At 66.7% G+C, this 21406-nt stretch carries 19 protein-coding genes, 3 tRNA genes and 1 pseudogene; 15 read left to right on the top strand and 8 right to left on the bottom strand.

All coding sequences use genetic code 11. The features are described from left to right. Nucleotides 1-84 precede the first annotated feature (84 nt). Nucleotides 85-3588 carry a DNA-directed RNA polymerase subunit beta gene (gene rpoB / locus MOX01_RS15180; protein ID WP_061017158.1) on the top strand — a complete coding sequence of 1168 codons (3504 nt, stop codon included), beginning with the start codon at nt 85-87 and terminating at the stop codon, nt 3586-3588. An 80-nt stretch (nt 3589-3668) separates the two neighbouring features. Then, entirely contained in the window at nt 3669-7544 is a 3876-nt protein-coding gene (gene rpoC, locus MOX01_RS15175) for a DNA-directed RNA polymerase subunit beta' (protein ID WP_061017157.1), read from the top strand. 177 nt (nt 7545-7721) lie between these two features. On the opposite strand, the gene MOX01_RS15170 is transcribed toward rpoC, so the two are convergent. Beyond that, nucleotides 7722-8390 (bottom strand): DUF3558 domain-containing protein, encoded by a 669-nt coding sequence (locus tag MOX01_RS15170; RefSeq protein WP_230977953.1) that lies wholly within the window; start codon nt 8388-8390, stop codon nt 7722-7724. Between the two features lie 17 nt (nt 8391-8407). Between MOX01_RS15170 and MOX01_RS15165 the strand changes: the two genes are divergently transcribed. The 10 genes from MOX01_RS15165 (at nt 8408) to MOX01_RS15120 (ending at nt 15210) form a co-directional block, all read left to right on the top strand. Further along, complete coding sequence (locus tag MOX01_RS15165) at nt 8408-9337, top strand: PfkB family carbohydrate kinase (RefSeq protein WP_141370386.1); 930 nt, start codon at nt 8408-8410, stop codon at nt 9335-9337. Nucleotides 9338-9423: 86 nt separating this feature from the next. Continuing rightward, a tRNA-Tyr gene (locus MOX01_RS15160) sits at nt 9424-9508 on the top strand. 138 nt (nt 9509-9646) lie between these two features. Further along, nucleotides 9647-10282: a DUF2510 domain-containing protein gene (locus MOX01_RS15155; protein ID WP_170224285.1), complete on the top strand. Its 636-nt coding sequence runs from the start codon at nt 9647-9649 to the stop codon at nt 10280-10282. A 39-nt stretch (nt 10283-10321) separates the two neighbouring features. After that, a complete protein-coding gene (locus MOX01_RS15150; protein WP_141370382.1) occupies nt 10322-10813 on the top strand; it encodes an FBP domain-containing protein in 492 nt (163 codons plus the stop codon). Between the two features lie 46 nt (nt 10814-10859). Beyond that, the gene (locus tag MOX01_RS15145) at nt 10860-11660 is read left to right on the top strand and encodes an enoyl-CoA hydratase/isomerase family protein (protein ID WP_061017769.1); all 801 of its coding nucleotides are present in this window, start codon (nt 10860-10862) and stop codon (nt 11658-11660) included. 115 nt (nt 11661-11775) lie between these two features. Next, nucleotides 11776-12810: a hypothetical protein gene (locus tag MOX01_RS15140; protein WP_141370380.1), complete on the top strand. Its 1035-nt coding sequence runs from the start codon at nt 11776-11778 to the stop codon at nt 12808-12810. Continuing rightward, nucleotides 12807-13601 carry an inositol monophosphatase family protein gene (locus MOX01_RS15135; RefSeq protein WP_058633247.1) on the top strand — a complete coding sequence of 265 codons (795 nt, stop codon included), beginning with the start codon at nt 12807-12809 and terminating at the stop codon, nt 13599-13601. Before MOX01_RS15140 ends, MOX01_RS15135 begins: the two co-directional genes overlap by 4 nt. Nucleotides 13602-13914: 313 nt before the next feature. Then, entirely contained in the window at nt 13915-14961 is a 1047-nt protein-coding gene (locus MOX01_RS15130; protein ID WP_230977951.1) for a peptidoglycan DD-metalloendopeptidase family protein, read from the top strand. 68 nt (nt 14962-15029) lie between these two features. Beyond that, nucleotides 15030-15101 (top strand) — tRNA-Thr (locus MOX01_RS15125). A gap of 35 nt (nt 15102-15136) precedes the next feature. Then, nucleotides 15137-15210, top strand: a tRNA-Met gene (locus MOX01_RS15120). 61 nt (nt 15211-15271) lie between these two features. On the opposite strand, the gene MOX01_RS15115 is transcribed toward MOX01_RS15120, so the two are convergent. Next, on the bottom strand, nt 15272-15988 hold the full coding sequence (locus MOX01_RS15115; RefSeq protein WP_141370376.1) for an META domain-containing protein: 717 nt from the start codon (nt 15986-15988) through the stop codon (nt 15272-15274). 151 nt (nt 15989-16139) lie between these two features. Beyond that, entirely contained in the window at nt 16140-16403 is a 264-nt protein-coding gene (locus MOX01_RS19445) for a hypothetical protein (protein WP_230977949.1), read from the bottom strand. On the opposite strand from MOX01_RS19445, the pseudogene MOX01_RS19585 reads away from it, so the two are divergent. Next, a pseudogene (locus MOX01_RS19585) lies at nt 16321-16539 on the top strand (zinc-binding dehydrogenase); the annotation flags it as partial. The gene MOX01_RS19445 and the pseudogene MOX01_RS19585 sit on opposite strands and share 83 nt — an antisense overlap. On the opposite strand, the gene MOX01_RS19440 reads toward MOX01_RS19585, so the two are convergent. The 5 genes from MOX01_RS19440 to MOX01_RS15090 form a co-directional block, all read right to left on the bottom strand. Further along, the gene (locus MOX01_RS19440; RefSeq protein WP_230977948.1) at nt 16518-16682 is read right to left on the bottom strand and encodes a hypothetical protein; all 165 of its coding nucleotides are present in this window, start codon (nt 16680-16682) and stop codon (nt 16518-16520) included. The pseudogene MOX01_RS19585 and the gene MOX01_RS19440 sit on opposite strands and share 22 nt — an antisense overlap. A gap of 160 nt (nt 16683-16842) precedes the next feature. Continuing rightward, nucleotides 16843-17697, bottom strand: coding sequence for a CPBP family intramembrane glutamic endopeptidase (locus MOX01_RS15105; protein ID WP_113680869.1), 855 nt, complete (start codon nt 17695-17697; stop codon nt 16843-16845). A gap of 75 nt (nt 17698-17772) precedes the next feature. Next, the gene (locus tag MOX01_RS15100) at nt 17773-18081 is read right to left on the bottom strand and encodes a hypothetical protein (protein ID WP_058633228.1); all 309 of its coding nucleotides are present in this window, start codon (nt 18079-18081) and stop codon (nt 17773-17775) included. 124 nt (nt 18082-18205) lie between these two features. Then, nucleotides 18206-19876, bottom strand: a complete 1671-nt coding sequence (locus MOX01_RS15095; RefSeq protein ID WP_141370374.1) for an MDR family MFS transporter — start codon at nt 19874-19876, stop codon at nt 18206-18208. Next, nucleotides 19877-20488, bottom strand: a complete 612-nt coding sequence (locus MOX01_RS15090) for a TetR/AcrR family transcriptional regulator (protein ID WP_141370372.1) — start codon at nt 20486-20488, stop codon at nt 19877-19879. Nucleotides 20489-20663: 175 nt separating this feature from the next. Here MOX01_RS15090 and MOX01_RS15085 point away from each other — a divergent pair, with 175 nt between their 5' ends. Together MOX01_RS15085 and MOX01_RS15080 are read left to right on the top strand one after the other, a co-directional pair. After that, entirely contained in the window at nt 20664-21107 is a 444-nt protein-coding gene (locus tag MOX01_RS15085; protein WP_141370370.1) for an Asp23/Gls24 family envelope stress response protein, read from the top strand. A gap of 58 nt (nt 21108-21165) precedes the next feature. Then, the gene (locus MOX01_RS15080; RefSeq protein WP_045263668.1) at nt 21166-21339 is read left to right on the top strand and encodes a CsbD family protein; all 174 of its coding nucleotides are present in this window, start codon (nt 21166-21168) and stop codon (nt 21337-21339) included. The last annotated feature ends 67 nt before the right edge of the window (nt 21340-21406 follow it).

Here is a 21406-nt window from a genome sequence, read left to right as displayed (position 1 = left end):
GGCATCTGTTGAGTTCCCGGGCGCACACTCCACCTGACGACAAAGGAATCGAGAAGCCCTACGGGGCTCACGGAGGTTATTCCCTTGGCTGCTGCTCGCAACGCATCCACATCCACCACCACCAAGAACGGACGCGGAGCTTCCCGTCTTTCGTTCGCCAAGATCTCCGACACGCTGACGGTCCCTGACCTTCTCGCCCTGCAGACCGAGTCCTTCGGTTGGCTGGTCGGCAACGACGCCTGGAAGGCGCGCGTGGCCGAAGCCAAGGCCGCCGGTCGTACCGACGTGAACGAGAACAGCGGCCTCGGCGAGATCTTCGAGGAGATCTCTCCGATCGAGGACCTCGGCGAGACGATGCAGCTGTCGTTCACGAACCCGTACCTCGAGCCGGAGAAGTACTCGATCGAGGAGTGCAAGGAGCGTGGCAAGACCTACGCCGCTCCGCTGTACGTCGAGGCCGAGTTCATGAACCACCTCACGGGTGAGATCAAGACCCAGACGGTCTTCATGGGCGACTTCCCGCTCCAGACCGACAAGGGCACGTTCATCATCAACGGCTCCGAGCGCGTCGTCGTCTCGCAGCTCGTGCGCTCGCCGGGTGTCTACTTCGACAAGACCCCCGACAAGACGAGTGACAAGGACATCGTCTCGGCGCGCGTCATCCCGAGCCGTGGTGCATGGCTCGAGTTCGAGATCGACAAGCGCGACCAGGTCGGCGTGCGCGTCGACCGCAAGCGCAAGCAGTCCGTCACGGTCTTCCTCAAGGCGCTGGGCATGACCAGCGAGGAGATCCTGGCCGAGTTCGCCGGCTACACCTCGATCGAGGAGACGCTCGCGAAGGACACGATCGTCACGAAGGAAGATGCTCTCCGCGACATCTACCGCAAGCTCCGTCCGGGCGAGCAGGTCGCAGCCGAGGCCGCGCGTGCGCTTCTCGACAACTTCTACTTCAACCCGAAGCGCTACGACCTCGCCAAGGTCGGTCGCTACAAGATCAACCACAAGCTGGGCCTCGACCAGCCGCTGACCTCGTCGGTGCTCACCGTCGAGGACATCGTGGCCACGATCAAGTACCTCGTGCGTCTGCACGCCGGCACCGAGGAGACCTTCACCGGTATCCGCGGCGGCAAGAAGGCCGAGATCCGTCTCGCGACCGACGACATCGACAACTTCGGCAACCGTCGCATCCGCGCGGTCGGCGAGCTCATCCAGAACCAGGTCCGCACGGGTCTGTCCCGCATGGAGCGCGTCGTCCGCGAGCGCATGACCACGCAGGACATCGAGGCCATCACGCCGCAGACCCTGATCAACGTGCGCCCCGTCGTCGCCGCGATCAAGGAGTTCTTCGGAACCTCGCAGCTGTCGCAGTTCATGGACCAGAACAACCCGCTCGCGGGTCTGACGAACAAGCGTCGTCTCTCCGCGCTCGGCCCCGGTGGTCTCTCGCGTGACCGCGCCGGTGTCGAGGTCCGTGACGTCCACCCGTCGCACTACGGCCGCATGTGCCCGATCGAGACTCCTGAAGGCCCGAACATCGGTCTGATCGGTGCGCTCGCGACCTTCGCGCGCATCAACTCGTTCGGCTTCATCGAGACCCCGTACCGCAAGGTCGTCGACGGTGTCGTCACCGAGCAGATCGACTACCTGACGGCTTCCGAAGAGGTCGACTTCAACATCGCGCAGGCCAACGCCCCGCTCGATGCCAAGGGTCGCTTCGTCGAGAGCCACGTCCTGGCACGCCCGAAGGGCGGCAGCGGCGAGGTCGACATGTTCCTCCCCGAGGACATCGGCTACATCGACGTCTCGCCGCGCCAGATGGTGTCCGTCGCGACCTCGCTCGTCCCCTTCCTCGAGCACGACGATGCACAGCGCGCCCTCATGGGTGCCAACATGCAGCGTCAGGCCGTGCCGCTGCTGCGCAGCGACTCGCCGCTCGTCGGAACCGGTATGGAGGGCTACACGGCCATCGACGCCGGTGACGTGATCACCGCCGAGAAGGCCGGTGTCGTCTCCGAGGTCTCCGCGGACCGCGTCGTGGTCATGCTCGACGAGGGCGGAACGCAGGAGTACCACCTGCGCAAGTTCGACCGCTCGAACCAGGGCACGTCCTACAACCAGAAGGTCGTCGTCAACGCCGGTGAGCGCGTCGAGGTCGGAGAGGTCATCGCCGATGGCCCCGCCACCGAGAACGGCGAGCTGGCCCTCGGGAAGAACCTCCTCGTCGCGTTCATGACGTGGGAGGGCTACAACTTCGAGGACGCGATCATCCTGAGCCAGGACCTGGTGAAGGACGACACCCTCTCCTCGATCCACATCGAGGAGTACGAGGTCGACGCCCGCGACACCAAGCTCGGCAAGGAGGAGATCACCCGTGACCTCCCCAACGTCAGCCCGGAGCTGCTGAAGGACCTCGACGAGCGCGGCATCATCCGCATCGGTGCCGAGGTCCGCCCCGGCGACATCCTCGTCGGCAAGGTCACGCCGAAGGGTGAGACCGAGCTGTCGGCCGAGGAGCGTCTGCTCCGCGCGATCTTCAACGAGAAGAGCCGCGAGGTCCGCGACACGTCCCTGAAGGTGCCTCACGGCGAGCAGGGCACGATCATCGCGGTCAAGGAGTTCAACGCCGAGGACGGCGACGACGAGCTCGGCTCCGGCGTCAACCGCCGCGTCGTGGTCTACATCGCCCAGAAGCGCAAGATCACCGAGGGTGACAAGCTCGCCGGCCGTCACGGCAACAAGGGTGTCATCGCGAAGATCCTCCCGATCGAGGACATGCCGTTCATGGCGGACGGCACCCCGGTCGACATCGTCCTGAACCCGCTCGGCATCCCGGGTCGAATGAACTTCGGCCAGGTGCTCGAGACCCACCTCGGGTGGATCGCGAAGCAGGGCTGGAAGGTCGAGGGCACACCGGAGTGGGCAGTGCGTCTGCCGGAGCAGGCCTTCGAGGCAGCCCCCGGCACGAAGGTCGCGACCCCGGTGTTCGACGGTGCGAGCGAGGAGGAGATCGCAGGTCTCCTCGACGCGACCATCCCGACCCGCGACGGTGTCCGTCTGATCGACTCCACCGGAAAGGCCCAGATGTTCGACGGCCGCTCCGGCGAGCCGTTCCCGGCCCCAATCTCGGTCGGCTACATGTACATCCTGAAGCTGCACCACCTGGTCGACGACAAGATCCACGCACGTTCCACGGGTCCCTACTCGATGATCACCCAGCAGCCGCTCGGTGGTAAGGCGCAGTTCGGTGGACAGCGCTTCGGTGAGATGGAGGTGTGGGCCCTCGAGGCCTACGGCGCCGCGTACGCGCTCCAGGAGCTCCTCACGATCAAGTCCGACGACATCCTCGGCCGCGTCAAGGTGTACGAGGCGATCGTCAAGGGCGAGAACATCCAGGAGCCGGGCATCCCCGAGTCCTTCAAGGTGCTCATGAAGGAGATGCAGTCGCTCTGCCTGAACGTCGAGGTCCTCTCGGCCGACGGCACGCTGGTCAACCTCCGCGACACCGACGATGAGGCGTTCCGCGCCGCAGAGGAACTCGGTATCAACATCTCCAGCCGCTTCGAGGCCGCCTCGATCGACGAGATCTAATCCTTCGGAGGGCCCGGGACCCACGTCTCGGGCCCACCGAAGCAGACTTCTCAAAAAGAATTTCCGACACAGGAGAACTAGTGCTCGAGTCCACAACTTTCGATGAGCTTCGCATCGGCCTGGCGACCGCAGACCACATCCGCGCGTGGTCCTACGGCGAGGTCAAGAAGCCCGAAACCATCAACTACCGCACCCTCAAGCCGGAGAAGGACGGTCTCTTCGGAGAGCAGATCTTCGGCCCGTCCCGCGACTGGGAGTGCGCCTGCGGCAAGTACAAGCGCGTCCGCTTCAAGGGCATCGTCTGCGAGCGCTGCGGCGTGGAGGTCACCAAGAGCTCCGTCCGTCGTGAGCGCATGGGTCACATCGAGCTCGCCGCTCCCGTCACCCACATCTGGTACTTCAAGGGCGTGCCCTCGCGCCTGGGATACCTGCTCGACATGGCACCGAAGGACCTCGAGAAGGTCATCTACTTCGCCGCCTACATGGTCATCTCGGTCGATGAGGAAGCTCGTCACCGCGACCTGGGCACGCAGGAGAACAACATCCGTCTCGAGCTGAAGACGCTCGGCGACCGCCGCGATGCCAAGATCGCGGAGCGCCTGGCCAAGCTGGAGGAGGAGCTCGCTGCTCTCGAGGCGGAGGGTGCCAAGGCCGACGCCAAGAAGAAGGTCAAGGACGCCGCCGAGAAGGAGATGTCGCTCATCCGCAAGGGTGCCGACGAGGCGATCCTGAAGCTGGAGCGCGTGTGGGAGGACTTCCGCACGCTCGAGGTCGGCGCACTCCGTCCGGAGGACGACGTCTTCCACGAGCTGCAGGACCGCTTCGGTCAGTACTTCGAGGCCTACATGGGTGCCGAGTCGATCCAGCGTCGTCTCGCGGCGTTCGACCTCGAGGCCGAGGCGGAGAACCTGCGTCTGCAGATCTCCGAGGGCAAGGGCCAGCGCAAGATCCGTGCGATCAAGCGCCTGAAGGTCGTCAGCTCGTTCCTCGAGACCGGGATGAGCCCGGCGTCGATGGTCCTGGACGTCGTCCCGGTCATCCCGCCGGAGCTGCGCCCGATGGTCCAGCTCGACGGTGGCCGCTTCGCGACCTCCGACCTGAACGACCTGTACCGCCGCGTGATCAACCGCAACAACCGTCTTCGTCGTCTGATCGACCTCGGTGCCCCCGAGATCATCGTCAACAACGAGAAGCGCATGCTGCAGGAGGCCGTGGACGCACTGTTCGACAACGGTCGCCGTGGTCGCCCCGTCACCGGTACCGGCAACCGTGCCCTGAAGTCGCTCAGCGACATGCTGAAGGGTAAGCAGGGTCGTTTCCGTCAGAACCTGCTCGGAAAGCGTGTCGACTACTCCGGCCGTTCGGTCATCATCGTCGGCCCGCAGCTCAAGCTGCACCAGTGCGGTCTGCCCAAGCAGATGGCTCTGGAGCTCTTCAAGCCGTTCGTCATCAAGCGTCTGATCGACCTCGGCCACTCGCAGAACATCAAGGCCGCCAAGCGTGCGGTCGAGCGCACCCGTCCCGAGGTCTGGGACGTGCTCGAGGAGATCATCCGCGAGCGTCCGGTGCTGCTCAACCGTGCACCCACCCTGCACCGTCTGGGCATCCAGGCGTTCGAGCCCCAGCTCGTCGAGGGCAAGGCCATCCAGCTGCACCCGCTCGTCTGCGCGGCGTTCAACGCCGACTTCGACGGTGACCAGATGGCTGTCCACCTGCCCCTGTCGGTCGAGGCTCAGGCCGAGGCCCGCGTGCTGATGCTCGCGTCGAACAACATCCTGAAGCCGTCGGACGGCCGCCCGGTCACCCTGCCTTCGCAGGACATGATCATCGGTCTGCACCACCTGACCACGGTCAAGGAAGGCGCGACCGGCGAGGGCCGTGCATTCGGTTCGGTGGGCGAGGCGATCCTGGCCAAGGACGAGGGCTCCCTCGACCTGCAGGCGAAGATCCGCATCCGCATCCCCGGCCTGACGTTCCTCGAGGGCGAAGCTCCCGAGGGCTACGAGCGTCACGGTCTCGTCGACGCCTCGCTGGGTCAGGCGATCTTCAACGACACGCTGCCGAAGGGCTACCCGTTCGTCCGCGAGCAGGCTGACAAGAACAAGCTGTCGCAGATCGTCAACAAGCTGGCCGAGGAGTACCCCAAGGTCGAGACGGCTGCGTCGCTGGACCGCATCAAGGACGCCGGCTTCTACTGGGCAACGCGCTCCGGTGTGACCGTCGCCCTGAGCGACATCCTCACGCCGCCGAACAAGGCGGAGATCGTCGCGGGCTACGAGAAGCAGGCCGCGAAGGTCCAGTCGCAGTACGAGAAGGGTCTGACGACCGACTCGGAGCGTCGCCAGGAGCTCATCAAGATCTGGACCGAGGCCACAGACGAGGTTCAGGCCGCCATGAAGGCGAACTTCCCCGAGGACAACACCATCAACCGCATGGTGTCGTCGGGTGCTCGTGGTAACTGGCTGCAGATCCGGAACATCGCCGGTATGCGTGGTCTGGTGAACAACCCCAAGGGTGAGATCATCCCGCGTCCGATCATCTCCTCGTACCGCGAGGGTCTGTCGGTTGCGGAGTACTTCATCGCGACGCACGGTACCCGTAAGGGTCTCGCCGACACCGCTCTGCGTACCGCCGACTCGGGTTACCTGACCCGTCGTCTGGTGGACGTCTCGCAGGACGTCATCATCCGCGAAGAGGACTGTGGTACGTCGAAGGGCCTCGAGCTCCCGATCGCCGCTCCGAACTCGCAGGGTGAGCTGGTGCGCGACGCGAACGTCGAGAACTCGGTGTTCGCCCGTACGCTGGCCTCGGCCGTGGTCGACAGCAAGGGCGAGGTTCTCGCCGAAGCCGGTGAGGACGTCGGTGACGTGCTGATCGACAAGCTCGTCGCTCTGGGTGTCGAGACCATCAAGGTGCGCTCGGTCCTGACCTGCGACTCCGCCGTCGGTGTGTGTGCACAGTGCTACGGCCGTTCGCTCGCGACCGGAAAGACCGTCGACATCGGCGAGGCCGTCGGCATCATCGCGGCCCAGTCGATCGGTGAGCCCGGTACCCAGCTGACGATGCGTACCTTCCACACGGGTGGTTCGGCATCGGCGGATGACATCACGCAGGGTCTGCCCCGCGTGCAGGAGCTCTTCGAGGCGCGTACCCCCAAGGGCGCGTCGCCGATCGCCGAGGCCGACGGCCGCATCGCGATCGACGAGACCGACAAGGGCAAGAAGGTCATCCTCACGCCCGACAGCGGCGACGAGCCCGTCATCTACCCGGTGCTGAAGCGTGCCACGCTTCTCGTCGAGGACGGGCAGCACGTCACGGTCGGTCAGCCGATCCTGGTGGGCACGCTCGACCCCAAGGAGATCATGCGCGTCATGGGTGCTCGCGAGGTGCAGCGTTACCTCGTCGGTGGCGTCCAGGGCGTGTACCGCTCGCAGGGTGTGCCGATCCATGACAAGCACATCGAGGTCATCGTCCGTCAGATGCTCCGCAAGGTCACCGTCGTCGATCACGCCGACACGACCCTGCTCCCGGGTGAGATGGTCGACCTCAAGCGCTACCAGTCGATCAACCGCGAGGCTGTGGCAGAGGGCAAGCGCCCCGCGTCCGGCCGTCCGGAGCTGATGGGTATCACGAAGGCGTCGCTCGCGACCGAGTCGTGGCTGTCGGCCGCCTCCTTCCAGGAGACGACCCGCGTGCTCACCGAGGCTGCGATGCAGGGCAAGCGCGACCCGCTGGTCGGTCTCAAGGAGAACGTCATCATCGGTAAGCTCATCCCCGCCGGAACCGGTCTCTCGAAGTACCGCGACGTCACGGTCGAGGCCACAGAGGAAGCCAAGAGCGAGCGCTACCCGAACCGGATCTTCGCATCCGACGGTGCGTACGCCGATGGTGACTTCGGCTACGTCGACTTCGACGCGTTCTCGACGGACGACATCACCCCCGGCACCTACAACTGATTGAGGCGAGAGCCGGCGAGCTTGCTCGTCCGGCCGAGCCGATTGAGGTTGTCGAGCGACGAAGTCGCGACACAACTGAGTGCTGAGTGACGAAGAAGGCCCCAGGGTTCGCCTTGGGGCCTTCTTCGTGCCCGGGTTTCACGCCATGCCGTCGACGGGGGCTCCGGCGCGGCGGGGTCAGTCGAAGATGTGCTCGATGATGCTCGAGGTGTAACCGGTCGGCGCCAGGTTCGAGTAGCGGGTGTCGATCATGACGTCGTCACGCCAGAACAGGGTGCGGCCGTCCGTCACGGGATACTGCTCGTTGGGCCAGGTCTTCTCGCATCGGGTGCCGCCGTCCGGCGTGAAGCAGGAGAAGCCCTCGTCGTCGGCGAGTGCATTGAGCATGTCGAGCGCGGGACCGCGGTTCATCCGCGAGATGGTGGTCGTGAGCCTCGTGGTGTCTGCGCGCGGGTCGGCCCAATTGCAGGTGAGGGCGCCGTCTGCACCCACGCCCGAGGGTCCGAAGGCGGCGTCGTTGAGCGGGATGTCTCCGAGCTCGGCGAGCACGGATTCCGACAGGATCGCACGGCAGTCGGTCGGGAGCGTGACGGGCTTGGCGGTGGGCGTGGGGGAGGGCGTTCCGGGCCCCTCCGTGCTGGTCGAGTCCGGGCTGGGCGCGTCGCTCGCTCCCGGGCGTGCCGAGGACCCTCCTTCGGCGTCGGCCTGCGGAGTGCACGCCGTGAGGGCGACGAGGAGTGAGAGGGCCACGGCGATGCCGGCGAGGCGGGCGTTCATGGCCACACCGTACTGCTCTCGGACGTCGGGACGCGAGAGGATCGCGGTGTTGTCAGGGCGTCCCGACACCGCGATAGTGTCAGCGGGTGAGCAACGAGACTTCTGCTGCCGGTTCCGTGGTCGTGATCGGCGATGCCCTGATCGATGAGATCCGTGATGATGCGGGGGTGCGCGAGCTCGTCGGCGGCGCTGCGCTGAACGTGGCCGTCGGCCTTCGTCGGCTGGGGGTCGACACCACGCTGATCGCGATGGTCGGTGACGATGAAGCGGGCGCCCACATCCGCGAGTACCTCGGGGATCACGGGGTGCGCCTGATCTCGAGCGAGGCCCCGCACGGCTCCTCTCGTGCCGTCGTACAGCGCGCGTCGAACGGCGAGCCGCAGTACGTGTTCAATGAGGCGGCGCAGAAGCGCAGCATCCGATACTCCGATGAGGCGCGTCAGGCGATCTCCGACGCCGCGCTCGTCGCCATCAGCTGCTTCCCCTTCGATGTGCCGGCAGAGGTCGATGCCCTGGTCGATGCCCTGGGCGATGCGAGGGTCGCCGTCGACCCGAACCCGCGCACCGGGATGCTCAGCGATCGCGAGGAGTTCGTCCGCGGGTTCGAGCGGCTGGCGACGTCGGCGTCCGTCGTCAAGGTCGGCGCGGATGATGCAGCGATCCTCTACGACGGCGACCTGGACGCACTGCGGGGGCGCCTGCGAGGCCTCGGAGCCGCTGCCGTACTGGCGACCGCGGGAGCGGAAGGTGCCACGATCGATGCGGACGCCGGTGTCGTCTCCGCGCCCATCGCCCAGCTTCCCGGTGCGGTGATCGACACCGTCGGGGCGGGGGACGCGACACTCGCGGCGGTCTCCGAGGGCCTGGTCTCGGCGTCGCCGTCCGACCTGGCGCAGTGGCGCGTGCTCCTGCTGCGAGCCATGGACATCGCCGCTGCGACCTGCCGCGCAGAGGGCGGCCTGCTGCGGACTCCGGAGTCTCTGGCCGACTCGGGGCGGGGCGTGAACGGCAGCTGACGTTTCGATTTCTTGCACCCGCCTCGGACAGGTATGCTTGTCTCTCGTGCCCCCGGTTGGCTGTTCAAGTCGGACGGGTGCGCTCTGGCGAGTTACCCAAGCGGCCAAAGGGATCTGACTGTAAATCAGACTGCACTGCATTCGGGGGTTCGAATCCCTCACTCGCCACCACCTCTGCGGAGAAGCGCAGAGATCGAAGGCCCACGCGATCACCGCGAGGGCCTTCTCTCGTTGGTGTGACCCTCCCCGCGAATAGGGTGGTGACATGTCGCCGATGATCCGAACCCAGTCCGACGTCCGGATTCGATCGTGACCGCGCCCGCAGGCTGGTACGTCGATGACCAGGGCTCGACGCGGTGGTGGGACGGTTCCCGGTGGGGTGAGGACGCGCCGGTCGTAGCGACATCACCGGAGTTCCCCTCGGTCCCTGAGGGGACCGATACGAACACGGCATGGGTCTGGTTGATCGTGCTCCTCCCGGTGCTGAGCGCGATCGCCGCAATCGGTTACCTCGTGCAGATGCAGCAGGGGATGTTCGAGGTGCTCGCGTTCGTGCCTCTGGACGGCTCGTCGTCGCTCGACGTGGAGAGATTCATCGCTGCAGAGTTCAACGCCTTCCTCACGCCGTGGTACCTGGTCCTGACGCTGTCGGGCTGGGCGGTCTACGGGCTCTCCGTGTGGTTCGCCGCCCTGGATGCCCGAGAGCTCGCAGCGCGGGGGTTCGTTCGTCCCTTCCCCTGGGCGTGGACCTTCCTGTCCTCGCTGGTCTATGTGATCGGCCGCCACGTGGTGATCCGTCGGCGGGGCGGAAGGACTCTGGCACCGCTCGTTGTCACGATCGCGATCCAGGTCGCCATACTCCTCGCCGCATCCGTCTGGGCGTCCGTGTTCGCCGTGCAGCTGCTCGAGACGGTGTTCGAGATGGCCACGACCCGGCGACTGTGACGCGGCCCCGCCCCGCGAACGGTTTCCTAGACTGGAGAGATGCGACCGCTCACCGAAGCCGAAGTCCGGGCATCGTTCGTCAATGCGGACGATGACGAGCTGCGTCTGATGGAGATGCCTCATGACTTCCTGCTCGTCGACTGGGACTATCTCGACTTCTTCGCGTGGCAGGATCCCGGCGCGGGCCGACGCGGCTACGTGCTGATTCCGCATGACGACGAGGTGGTCGGCATCGTGCTGCGTGCGACGGAACCCGGCCGTGCACGTTCGGGCATGTGCAACATCTGCCACACGATGCAGCCCGGCAACCAGGTCGCGCTCCTCACCGCACGCCGGGCCGGCGAAGCGGGCATGCGGGGCGACTCGTTCGGCACGTACATGTGCGCCGACCTCTCCTGCCACGAGAATGTGCGCCTCGCCCACCCCCTCGCCCCGAACGAGGTCAGGACCCCGGGGCAGGTCGACTTCCGTCTCGACGGCACGCGCCGGCGCATGGAGAGCTTCGTCTCGCAGGTCTGGGAGCGGGTCTGATCGCGGTTACGCTGGTGCGACACGTTCTGTGCTCGAAGGAGAAGCCATGACTGACGCCATCCTGTTCGCCGTCGAAGAGGGGATGGCTCGGCTCACACTGAACCGGCCCGCTCGGCTCAACGCGTTCAACGCCGACCTGGCGCACGCCTGGAAGGACGCGACGGCCGAGGCCACGTCGCGCACCGACGTGAAGGCGATCCTCATCGATGCCGCGGGTCCTGCGTTCTGCGCGGGAGGCGACGTGATCGACATGGCGACGACCATGGGCGCGTCCGGTGCGGAGATCACCGCGCTCGCCGAGGTCATCAACTCCGGCATCCGCTCGCTGACGGAATCAGCGGTGCCTGTCGTCGCCGCGGCCCACGGCACGACCGCGGGAGGTGGCCTGGGCATCCTGCTGTGCAGCGACTACGCCGTCGTGGGCTCGCGGTCGAAGCTCGGCAGCCTGTACGCGAACATCGGTCTGACCCCAGACCTGTCGGTCTCCGCTCAGCTCGCTCGTGCCGTCGGCCAGCGCCGTGCCCTGCAGCTCGTCCTGCAGGATCGGCTGCTCACCGCAGCGGAGGCCGTCGAGTGGGGACTCGTCGCCGAGGCCGTCGAGGGTGAGGACGCCGCCGCGGAGGCGGAGCGTGTGCGAGCGCGCGGTGAGGAGATCGCACGCTTCTGGCTGGCGGGTGCCGCCGACGCCTACGGTCAGGCGAAGAGGCTGGTGCGCGAGCAGCCGGAACGCTCCTTCGTCGAGCAGCTGGGCGAAGAGGCGCGCTCGATCGGTGCCGCCCTCGAGACACCCGACGCGCAGGCGAGGGTCGCGGCGTTCGCTGCGGCGTCGGCGAAGAAGACCGGCTGACCTCTCCTCCCCAGACCAGAAGGGTCAACAGACTTCCCGCGACGGGGTCGAACCCCTGGCAACCGTCGGCGCGCATGGCAGGATGAAGGCATCGCCGCTCGACGAGAGGAACGCCATGTCCCAGCCGGACATCACCACGCATCGACCGCAGGGTGAGAAGAAGAACATGTCGCTGCTGATCAGGGGCTCCCTGTGGATCGCCATCGGCGCTCTCATCGCCGCGGCCCTCGTGTGCGTCATCTGGGTGCTCATCGGTGACCAAGACGGTCTGATCGGTCGCGCGTTCCTCACGATCCTGCTGCTGGCGGCGTTCGCGGGAATCGCGATCCTCGAGGCCGGGTTGGCGCCGAACCGCCCCGACTGGCTGCAGCTGGCGAGCATGGTGAGCTGGATCGTCGCTCTCCTCGTCGGCGCCGTGAAGATCTGGCTCCCGGAGGACGGGTTCTACTTCGGCGCCGAGCGCTTCTTCCAGCTGCTCCTCGTGATCGGCATCCTCCAGCTGGCCCTGCTGCACGTGCGCCTGTTCACGCCGGCAGCGCAGCGATACGTCACGACCTTCACCCGAGTGATCTACATCGTGACGGTCACTTTCCTCGTCGGTCTCGTCGGCATGCTCGTGTTCTTCCTCGCCTTCCCCCACACGTTCCACTACGGCGAGCTGTATTGGCGCATCGTGGTCGCACTCACGATCCTCGTGGCCGTTGGCACCACGCTGATCCCGCTGCTCAATGCGCTCTTCGCGCCGAAGAAGAAGACCCCGGCCAACCGTGCCGTCGCGTCGGCGCCGTCGTGGCCGACCTACGCCGATGGCATCACCCCGCTTCCGGCGCTGCCCGATGCATCACCCGACTGGAACGCCTACTACACCGGGTACCCGACGGTCGCCCCGCCCCAGCAGGCACTCCCGCAAGCGCCCGTCTCGGGGTTCCCCGTCGTGCCGCAGCCCGCGCCGCCGCAGCCCGCGCCGCCGCAGCCCGCTGCGTCTCAGTTCGCGCCGCCGCAGTTCTCGCAGCCCGCAGAGCCCGCGCCTTCGACTCCGGGCGAGCACCCGGTGCCCCCTGCCCCGGCCACGCAGACTCCGGCCTCCCCGCAGGAGGCTTCGCAGGCTTTCCCGCCGCCGCCGCCCGCGCCCCGGCAGCCCGAACAGTGACGCTGGAACTCGAACTCCGCGACCTCGCGACCGAGATCGCCGAGGAAGCAGGGCAGCTCGCGCGACTTCGACGACAGGAAGGGGTACGCCTGGCGGCGACCAAGTCGTCGTTGGCCGACATCGTCACGGACGCAGACCGAGAGGTCGAAGCGCTCATCCGTTCGCGTCTCCGCGCGGCGCGGGCGGACGACGGCTTTCTCGGCGAAGAGACGGGGGCCGAAGCGGGGAGCAGCGGGATCACGTGGATCGTCGACCCCATCGACGGCACCGTCAACTACGCGTACGGCATCCCGGCGTACAACGTGAGCATCGGCGCGGTCCGCGGGGAACCCGATCCCGAGACCTGGGAAGCGCTCGCCGGCGCTGTCAACGCCCCGGCGTTGGGAGAGACCTTCTCAGCGGCGCGAGGTCATGGCGCCTGGTCGAACGGCATTCGTCTCGCGGTGACGGACACGACCCCGGCCGGCGCTCTCCTCGCCACGGGCTTCGGCTACGACCCCGCCACCCACGAAGGCGACATCGCGACCGTGGCGCGGGTCATGCCGATGGCTCGCGATGTGCGACGTATGGGCGCGGCCGCACTCGACCTGGCCTTCGTCGCTGCGGGGCGACTGGACGGTTACTTCGAGCGGGGCCTTCGCCCCTGGGACTTCGCCGCCGGTGCGCTCCTCGTCGAGGAAGCCGGAGGCGTGGTGTCCCGAACGGATGTCGACTCCCCGCGCCCGATGCTGGTGGCGGGAGGAGTCGATGTGCACGCCCGATTGCTCGCGATCCTCGCGGAGAATCCGTGAAAGATTCATGGCATTCTCAGCCTGGTCACGGTAGGGTTTACCCGATCGTTACTTTCATCACCCGAAGGTGAAAGTCAAAGTTTGCGCCCCCCGAGCACGACGCACGACCGAGAGAAACGCTTTGCCCCTCGAGAACTCCCAGGCTGCCTCTGCGCCCACGCGCCGATCCAGCCGACTCCGCACTGCGGCCTCCGAGGCCCCCGCGGCGGGACCGACGGCACCCCTTTCTGCCGCTGATTCCACTGCCGTAGCCCTCGCTGCTGTCGCCCCCCTTTCCCGACGCGCCGCCCGTCAGCGGTCGGCACCCGACGAGGTGGTCACGGAAGCGCTGATCGAGCCTTTCGTCGCCACGAACTCGGAGCCGGTGATCGCCGATGTTCCCGCGGTTCCTGTCGCCTCGGAGCCGGTCGAGGCTCCTGCGGCTCCGGTCCGCGAAACCGGTGAGGCCGGGCGTGGACCGGCGGTCGAAGCCGACGCGTTCGAGCGCGCTTCCCGTGCCTTCCGCGCGACAGGTGCGGTTCCGACGGTTTCCACGGCTGAGCGCTCGCCCTCCGCAGCGAGTTCGGACGCTGAGTCTGTCGTCCCCTCGCATGTGGCCCCTCGTCGCCCCCGCAACCTCCGCAAGGTGGTCACGGTCGGAGCAACCGTCGGTGTGATGAGCCTCGCAGGGCTTCTCGCGGTGTCCATGACGCTCCCCGCGGAGGCGGTCGCCGGTGTGCGGGGCGGTTCGGCCGCATCCATGTCGTTGGTCTCCGCTGCTGCCGCCGACTCGAAGGACGAGGCCGAGGACGAGATCCAGGCTTTCGTCGCACCGTCCGGCGTCGAGAGCGTCCCGCTCTCCCGCTCCGATGACTTCAGCACGGTCTCGCTCGCCGAGGTCGCCGCCGAGCAGGGCATCAACTACTCGGGTGAGATCTTCACGAACGACCCCGACGCCGCCATCCAGTGGCCGTTCCTCGTCGGTGTCGGCATGAGCTACGGCTATGGGATGCGCAGCGGCCGCCTCCACGAGGGCATCGACTTCGTGCCGGGCAACGGTGCGCCGATCCAGGCCATCGCCGACGGCACTGTCCGCATCGCCACAGAGCAGGGCGGGGCCTTCGGGGTCACGGTCTACATCGACCACGTCATCGACGGCCAGGTCATCACGAGCCACTACTCGCACATGCAGTACGGCTCCCTCAACGTCAAGGCCGGCGACACCGTCAAGGTCGGAACGATCGTCGGCAAGACGGGTAACACGGGTCGTTCCTACGGCGCTCACCTGCACTTCGAGCTCATCGTCAACGGAACGACCATCGACCCGATGCCGTGGCTCAAGGCGAACGCCGGTCGATCGTCGCTGACCGCGGAGGAGTGACCGGCTCGATTTCATGAGGACGCCACAGTAATGGTATTCTCGTACGGTTGCCCCGCGAGGGGCAGCACGCCCCGATAGCTCAGTGGCAGAGCACTTCCATGGTAAGGAAGGGGTCGTCAGTTCAATCCTGACTCGGGGCTCGCAAGCATTCTTCTCACGCGGACGGATGCCTCGCGGCAGGGTAGCTCAGCTGGTTAGAGCGCACGACTCATAATCGTGAGGTCGCGGGTTCAAGCCCCGCTCCTGCTACAGATGAAAACCCCCGGATTCCCGGGGGTTTCGTCGTTCACGGGGGGCAGCGCGTCGAAGCTCAGTCGCGGGACTGGCGCGCCGGTTGGAGCCCACCGATCGGCGAATCAGCCTCGCCGTTGACGTACATGTAGCCATCGATGATGTCCGCGGATCGCCCTCGGCCGAGCCATGCGTCGATGCCGTCGCAGGCGTTCTCCGTCTGGGGGAGGAGCGTCTCCAGCTCGATCCTTCCCGCCGAATCCTGCGACCAGCGGCCGCTCAGATCGTTGCACCCGTCGCTGCCCGTGACGGTCCCGTCGGGACTGAACGACAAGAACGTCGCTCCGTCGACGCTCGCCTCCCAGCCCCCGACGGGGTCGGGGAGTGGCGGAGTCGTCTCGGCGGGGACCTCACCGTTCGCGATCCTGTCGTTGCGCGCGTACATGGGGGCAAGCCCGGCTTGGAAGACGGCGCTGGTGGTGATGGCCGACACCAGCACGAGGACCACGCCGAGCAGGGGAGCCCAGTAGGCGGGCTTTCTCCGATGCCGGAGCGTGAACGCGGCCACGATCGCCGCGATGACCGAGGCAGCGACCGCCCACGGGAAGACGGCGCGGGCGCCGAAAGCGACTGCCAGGTCGCAATCGCCTTCGCAGCCGACGGCGCTGAACGACTCGAGGATCTGCGCGACGTACGCCGCGACGACGAGCAACGGAACGAGCAACCAGAGGGCGACGGCGAGTGCGGAGCGGTGCGCACGGTCGCGATGGGCAGGTTCCGGATCCTCGACGGTCATGTCCCTGAGGGTATGGCGGAGTGCTGAGACGGACCGCAGGCGCGACGCGTGTCGTCGGCGCGGTGATGGCACGTCTCGGCTACGACGCGGCAGAGGTCGTGGTCGCCGTCGGCGAGGAGTCGACCCGCTTCGCCGTGGGGGATCGCGTGTTCTACGCCGGGCAGATCGATCGCTCGGGCACGAACGCGCGGTTCCACCTGGTGAACGAGAACATCGTCGGCCATGCTCCTCGCACGCTGTCGGTCGCCGAGGCGGCCGCACTGCCGCTGACGGTCATCACCGCGTGGGAGAGCCTGTTCGACCGCCTGGCGCTCACCCGCGAAAGCACGGGAGTGCTCCTGGTGATCGGCGCGGCAGGGGGCGTCGGCGCGCTGATCATCCAGCTCGCGAAGGCCCTCACGCGTCTCGAGGTCATCGCCGTGGCCTCGCGCCCGGAGACGGCGGAGTGGGTGCGTCAGATGGGGGCCGACCACGTCGTCGGCCGTGACTTCGCCGGCGAGGTGTCGGCGCTCGCCCCCGCCGGCGTCGACTACGTGTTCACCTCGTTCACCCCCGGCAACGTCAGGGCGATCGCCGACGTGATCCGTCCGCGCGGACAGGTCGTCTCCATCGACGAGACCGGGGGCAGCATCGACGCGCTCAAGGCGAAGAGCGTGACCTGGCACTGGGAGCTCATGTTCACGAGGCCCGTCACCGATCCCTCCGACCACTACCAGCACGACCTCCTGGAGAGCGTCGCGAACCTGGTGGATTCCGCTGGACGCCGCGACGATGCGTCGGGCCCACGAGATCGTGGAGGCCTCCCGGACGATCGGCAAGGTCGTCGTCACCGACTGGCCAGAGGCGAAACGCCCCTAGCGCTGCGGTGCGTCGAAGGCCGGACCCACGTCTCCCGCCGTAGCGTCTGCGACGCCGACACGTCCGCGGATGAAGAACAGCAGCACGAGACCGACCACGATCACGGCGGGGTTTCCGAGCCCAGCCAGCGTCGAGACCGGACCCTCGACCGGATAGGCCGTGTGGAGGAAGATACTCGGATCGGTGCTGGCGTGCAGCAGGATAGGCGCGATGAGAGTGCCGGTGACCCGCATGGCGAGGTACATGCAGATTCCGAAAGCGAAGGTGTAGACCACCTGGAACGCGGTGGCGAACAGCGATTGACCGCTGAGCAGGTTCCCGGAATGGAGTCCGGCGAACACCGCGGCCGAGATCACGGCGACGACGATCTCGCGGTATCCGGCCTTGCGCAGCATGTTCACGACGAGACCGCGAGTGAGCACCTCTTCGGCGAAACCGATGAAGACGCCGGCGAGCAGCCAGGTCGCGACCACCTGGAACCCGGCCTCGCCGTAGTCGATGCTGAGCAGGTGCAGGACGTTGAACAGCAGCACGATCACGATCGCGATCCACATCCAGCCGCGGCCCGTGATCGGCTGCCGTCTGAAGAGTTCGCCGAGCCAGCTGACCGACGCGGCGAAGCCGACCAGGAGCAGACAGCCGACGAGAACGGGAAGCGCGTAGAAGACCAGGATGCCGGTGGGGCCCGTCGGGTCGTCGATCTGTGCCGCGAGCGGAGTGAAGGCGAGCGACAGTCCGTTGTAGAGCACGAAGTAGACGGCTGCGAGAAGGAGTGCGCGCCACCAGCCGCCCTTCTCCCAGAATCTCTTCCAAGGGGTGCCGGTCGCGGCGGCGGGGGCGGGTGCGGTCATGAGAGCTCCAGGGCTCGGGGGACGGTTCTCCCGATCAGTGTGGCGCAGCCGTAGGCGCCGCGTCCATCCGCCTGGTCATCGCGGGCGCGTCCCGCGCCCTGCTCTCCCCGTCGGCGGAGGTAGACGAGGGATCGGGATCGGGCGGGTGGCGCGCGAGGTGTCGTGGAAGCGCTGGACAGCGGTGAGCACGTCGTCCACGGACGAGTAGCGCAGGGCGAGGGGGAGGTCACGCAGCCAGAGCACTTCGACCTCTGTCGGCGCATCCTCATAGACGCGGCACACGACCCGCCGGTGATCTACGTCCGGGTATTGCAGATCGACGATGGCCCAATCCGTGGCGCTGACCTGCTCGAGAGCGAACCGTGGGTCTGGTACGCGATCCATCATTCTCCTGACTGTCCCCACGATGAAGCATGCCCGCAGGTGAGCCGGGGCGGGAGCCCCTTGACAGACGGCGGCCCCTGCTCCAGAGGGGGCAGGGGCCGCCGTGTTCACCGAGCTGGCGTGTTCATCGAGATGGCGGTGTCGAGTCAGACTCCTCCGGTGCGCCAGGCGACGCGACCGCAGCTCCCGACCATTCGACGCCTCGTTGCTCGGCCTCCAGACGCTCCGCTTCCTCTCCGCTGATGGCCTCGCCCCTGGCCACGAGCCCCGCGGTGTCCGACAGCGGGATCTGCTTCAGGAACAGCGAGAGCAGCAGCGCGAGGGCGATGAACGGCACGAGATACCAGAAGACCGGGGCGAGGGCATCCGCATACGCGGTGACGATGCCGTCGCGCACCTCGTCCGGCAGGGAGTTGAGCGTGGAAGGGTCGATCGTCGATGCGGCCTCTGAGGCGGCATCGGGCGATGCGCCGGCGCCGGCGAAGACCCCGAGCAGGTTCTCGGTGAGGCGAGTGGTGAAGATGGTGCCGAAGACCGCGGTGCCGAGAGACGCGCCGACCTCCCGGAAGTAGTTGTTCGTGCTGGTCGCGGTGCCGATCTCACCCGCCGGAACCGCGTTCTGCACGACCAGCACCACGACCTGCATGATGAGGCCGAGCCCCGCTCCGAACACGAACAGGAACACGCAGATCAGCCAGATGGGAGTCGACGCCGAGAGTGTGGTCATCGCGACCATGGCGATACCGGTGATGATCGTGCCGAGGATCGGATAGATCTTGTACCTGCCGGTCTTCGAGATCGCGATCCCGGAGAAGATCGACGTGCCCATGAGGCCGACCATCATGGGGATCATCAGCAGACCGGATTCCGCCGCAGAGGTGCCGGAGGACATCTGCAGGAACGTCGGCACGAATCCGATCGCCGCGAACATGCCGATTCCGAGCACCAGTCCGATCGCGGTGGCGTTCACGAAGATCGGGTTGCGGAACAGGCTCAGCGGGATGATCGGGTCCTGCACGCGCGATTCGGTGATCACGAACGCCGTCGCCGCGACGATCAGCCCGGCACCCCATGCCCAGGTCGCGAGCGAGTCCCATCCGAACTCCTTGTCACCGCCGAAGTCGGTGAAGAAGATGAGGCACGTCGTGGCGATCGAGAGGAAGAGGACCCCGAAGATGTCGATCGGCTTCTCGGCCTTCTTGCTCGGGAGCTTGAGGGCGATGAGGGCGATGATGAAGGCCGCGATCCCCACCGGGATGTTGATGTAGAACGCCCACTGCCAGGTCAGGTGATCCACGAAGTAGCCGCCGAGGAGAGGGCCGGCCACGGCCGAGAGGCCGAAGACCGCCCCGAGGGGACCCATGTACTTGCCACGCTCGTTGGCGGGCACGATGTCGGCGATGATCGCCTGGGACAGGATCATCAGGCCGCCGCCGCCGAGACCCTGCAGGGCGCGGAACACGACGAACATCCAGAAGTCCGTGGCGAACGCGCAGCCGACGGATGCCAGCGTGAACAGTGCGATCGCGACGAGGAACAGGTTGCGCCGGCCCAGCACGTCGCCGAACTTGCCGTAGATGGGCATCACGATCGTGGTGGCGAGCAGGTAGGCGGTGGTGATCCACACCTGGTGGTCGACGCCGCCGAGCTGTCCGACGATCGTCGGCATGGCGGTGGACACGATGGTCTGGTCGAGGCTGGAGAGCAGCATTCCCGCGATGAGAGCGCTGAAGATGATCCAGATGCGGCGCTTCGTGAGCAGGAACGGCGCATCCTTCGTGGCGGTGGCGGACATTCAACGGGCTTTCTGTGACGGTGCGTAGAGCGAGCGGGCGAGGTCGAGGCGTCGCGCGATGAGATCGGCGAACGGCTCGGGGGACTGGTGGTGCAGGAGCTGGTCCATGCTCATGCGCACGAGCGCGCCGACGGTGTGCACGACCACCTCGGCGCGGAGTTCGGCATCATCGCCGCCCTCGGTGCGACGGAGGATCAGGGTCTGGTCACGGCGCTCGTTCTTGGCGAGCTGTTCGAAGGCCGCCTTCAGCAGCCGCGGCTCCTGCTCGATCACGGCGAACATCGCCGGCGCATCATCGACCGGGTTGAAGAGCTCGAAGCGACTGATCGTCAGCTGGATGAAGTCGTCGAGGAGGTCTCCGCGCTGCGTGGCGAACTCCTCCTCGAGAGCTTCCTGGCGGGAATCGATCGTCGCGAAGCCGAAGACCGCGTTCTCCTTGCTCTCGAAGTAGTTGAAGAACGTGCGCCGCGAGACTCCGACCTCGGCGCACAGCTCCTCGACCGTGAATCCGGCGAACCCCTTCTCCGTGGTCAACCGGCGTGCGGCATCGGTGAGGGCTCGGGAGGTCTCCCGCTTGCGCTGTTCCCGCAAGGATTCTGCACTGTCGCTCATAGAGTGCAATATTGCACTTCGAAGCTTGGAGTGCACTGTGAAGTGCTCGTATCCGTTGTCGGCGACTTTCTTCGGATCGATTTGTGACATCCGCTGCTCGCGATCCGTCCTAGTCATAGCGTCGCCGACCGCGACCGGCGCCCCTACGGGCAGAACACGGATGAAGGAGCTCATGATGGCGAACACGACTCCGGGCACGCAGCCCGAGATCCACGTCGAAGCACCGCTGCAGGGGGCTGCAGTGGGCACGACGACGATCGAGGATGCGGTGGTCGCGAAGATCGCCGGCATCGCCGCGCGGGATGTCGACGGGGTTCATGCGCTCGGCGGGGGCGCTGCGCGCATGGTGGGAGCCATCCGGGATGCCTTCAACACGACCGACCTCTCGCAGGGAGTGTCCGTCGCGGTCGGCGAGGCGCAGATCACCGTCGACATCACGATCGTCGCCGAGTATCCGGTCGCCCTGCAGAAGGTCGCCGACGAGGTCAGGGCGGCTATCCATCGAGACCTCGTCGAGCTGGCAGGGGCGGACCTCGTCGAGGTCAACGTCACGATCGACGATGTGCACGTCCCCTCGGACGACGTCGAGGGCGAGACCGCTGTGACAGCGAGCGAGTAGTCGCCACATCCAAGACACGGCTCCGAGACCCGGGGCCGTAACGAGAAAGGGAGAAGAAATGAGCGCTGAAGACAAGATCAAGGCCACAGCCGAGAAGGTCGCCGGAAAGGCCAAGGAGACCGTGGGCAAGGTCATCAACGATGACAAGCTCGTCGCCGAGGGCAAGGCCGAGCAGGCCAAGGGCAACGTGCGCGACGCTGCGGAGGACGTGAAGGACGCGTTCAAGAAGTAGGCGGGACCGGGGGAGAGGCCGCACCGCCTCTCCCCGATCCCTCACAGGCGGGTGAGACATGATCCGA

Source organism: Microbacterium oxydans (genome assembly GCF_006540085.1).
In the GTDB taxonomy this organism is placed as follows: domain Bacteria; phylum Actinomycetota; class Actinomycetes; order Actinomycetales; family Microbacteriaceae; genus Microbacterium; species Microbacterium oxydans.
Note: the sequence above shows the minus strand (reverse complement) of the source record. Positions and strands in the feature narration are given on the sequence as shown.

Coding starts and splice junctions, on each gene's coding strand:
- MOX01_RS15105 (WP_113680869.1), bottom strand. CDS start 17,697: ATGACCGCACCCGCCCCCGCCGCCGCGACCGGCACCCCTTGGAAGAGA.
- MOX01_RS15090 (WP_141370372.1), bottom strand. CDS start 20,488: ATGAGCGACAGTGCAGAATCCTTGCGGGAACAGCGCAAGCGGGAGACC.
- MOX01_RS15100 (WP_058633228.1), bottom strand. CDS start 18,081: ATGGATCGCGTACCAGACCCACGGTTCGCTCTCGAGCAGGTCAGCGCC.
- MOX01_RS15145 (WP_061017769.1), top strand. CDS start 10,860: ATGACTGACGCCATCCTGTTCGCCGTCGAAGAGGGGATGGCTCGGCTC.
- MOX01_RS15095 (WP_141370374.1), bottom strand. CDS start 19,876: ATGTCCGCCACCGCCACGAAGGATGCGCCGTTCCTGCTCACGAAGCGC.
- MOX01_RS15085 (WP_141370370.1), top strand. CDS start 20,664: ATGGCGAACACGACTCCGGGCACGCAGCCCGAGATCCACGTCGAAGCA.
- MOX01_RS19445 (WP_230977949.1), bottom strand. CDS start 16,403: ATGACCTCGAGACGCGTGAGGGCCTTCGCGAGCTGGATGATCAGCGCG.
- MOX01_RS15080 (WP_045263668.1), top strand. CDS start 21,166: ATGAGCGCTGAAGACAAGATCAAGGCCACAGCCGAGAAGGTCGCCGGA.
- MOX01_RS15140 (WP_141370380.1), top strand. CDS start 11,776: ATGTCCCAGCCGGACATCACCACGCATCGACCGCAGGGTGAGAAGAAG.
- MOX01_RS15150 (WP_141370382.1), top strand. CDS start 10,322: ATGCGACCGCTCACCGAAGCCGAAGTCCGGGCATCGTTCGTCAATGCG.
- MOX01_RS15115 (WP_141370376.1), bottom strand. CDS start 15,988: ATGACCGTCGAGGATCCGGAACCTGCCCATCGCGACCGTGCGCACCGC.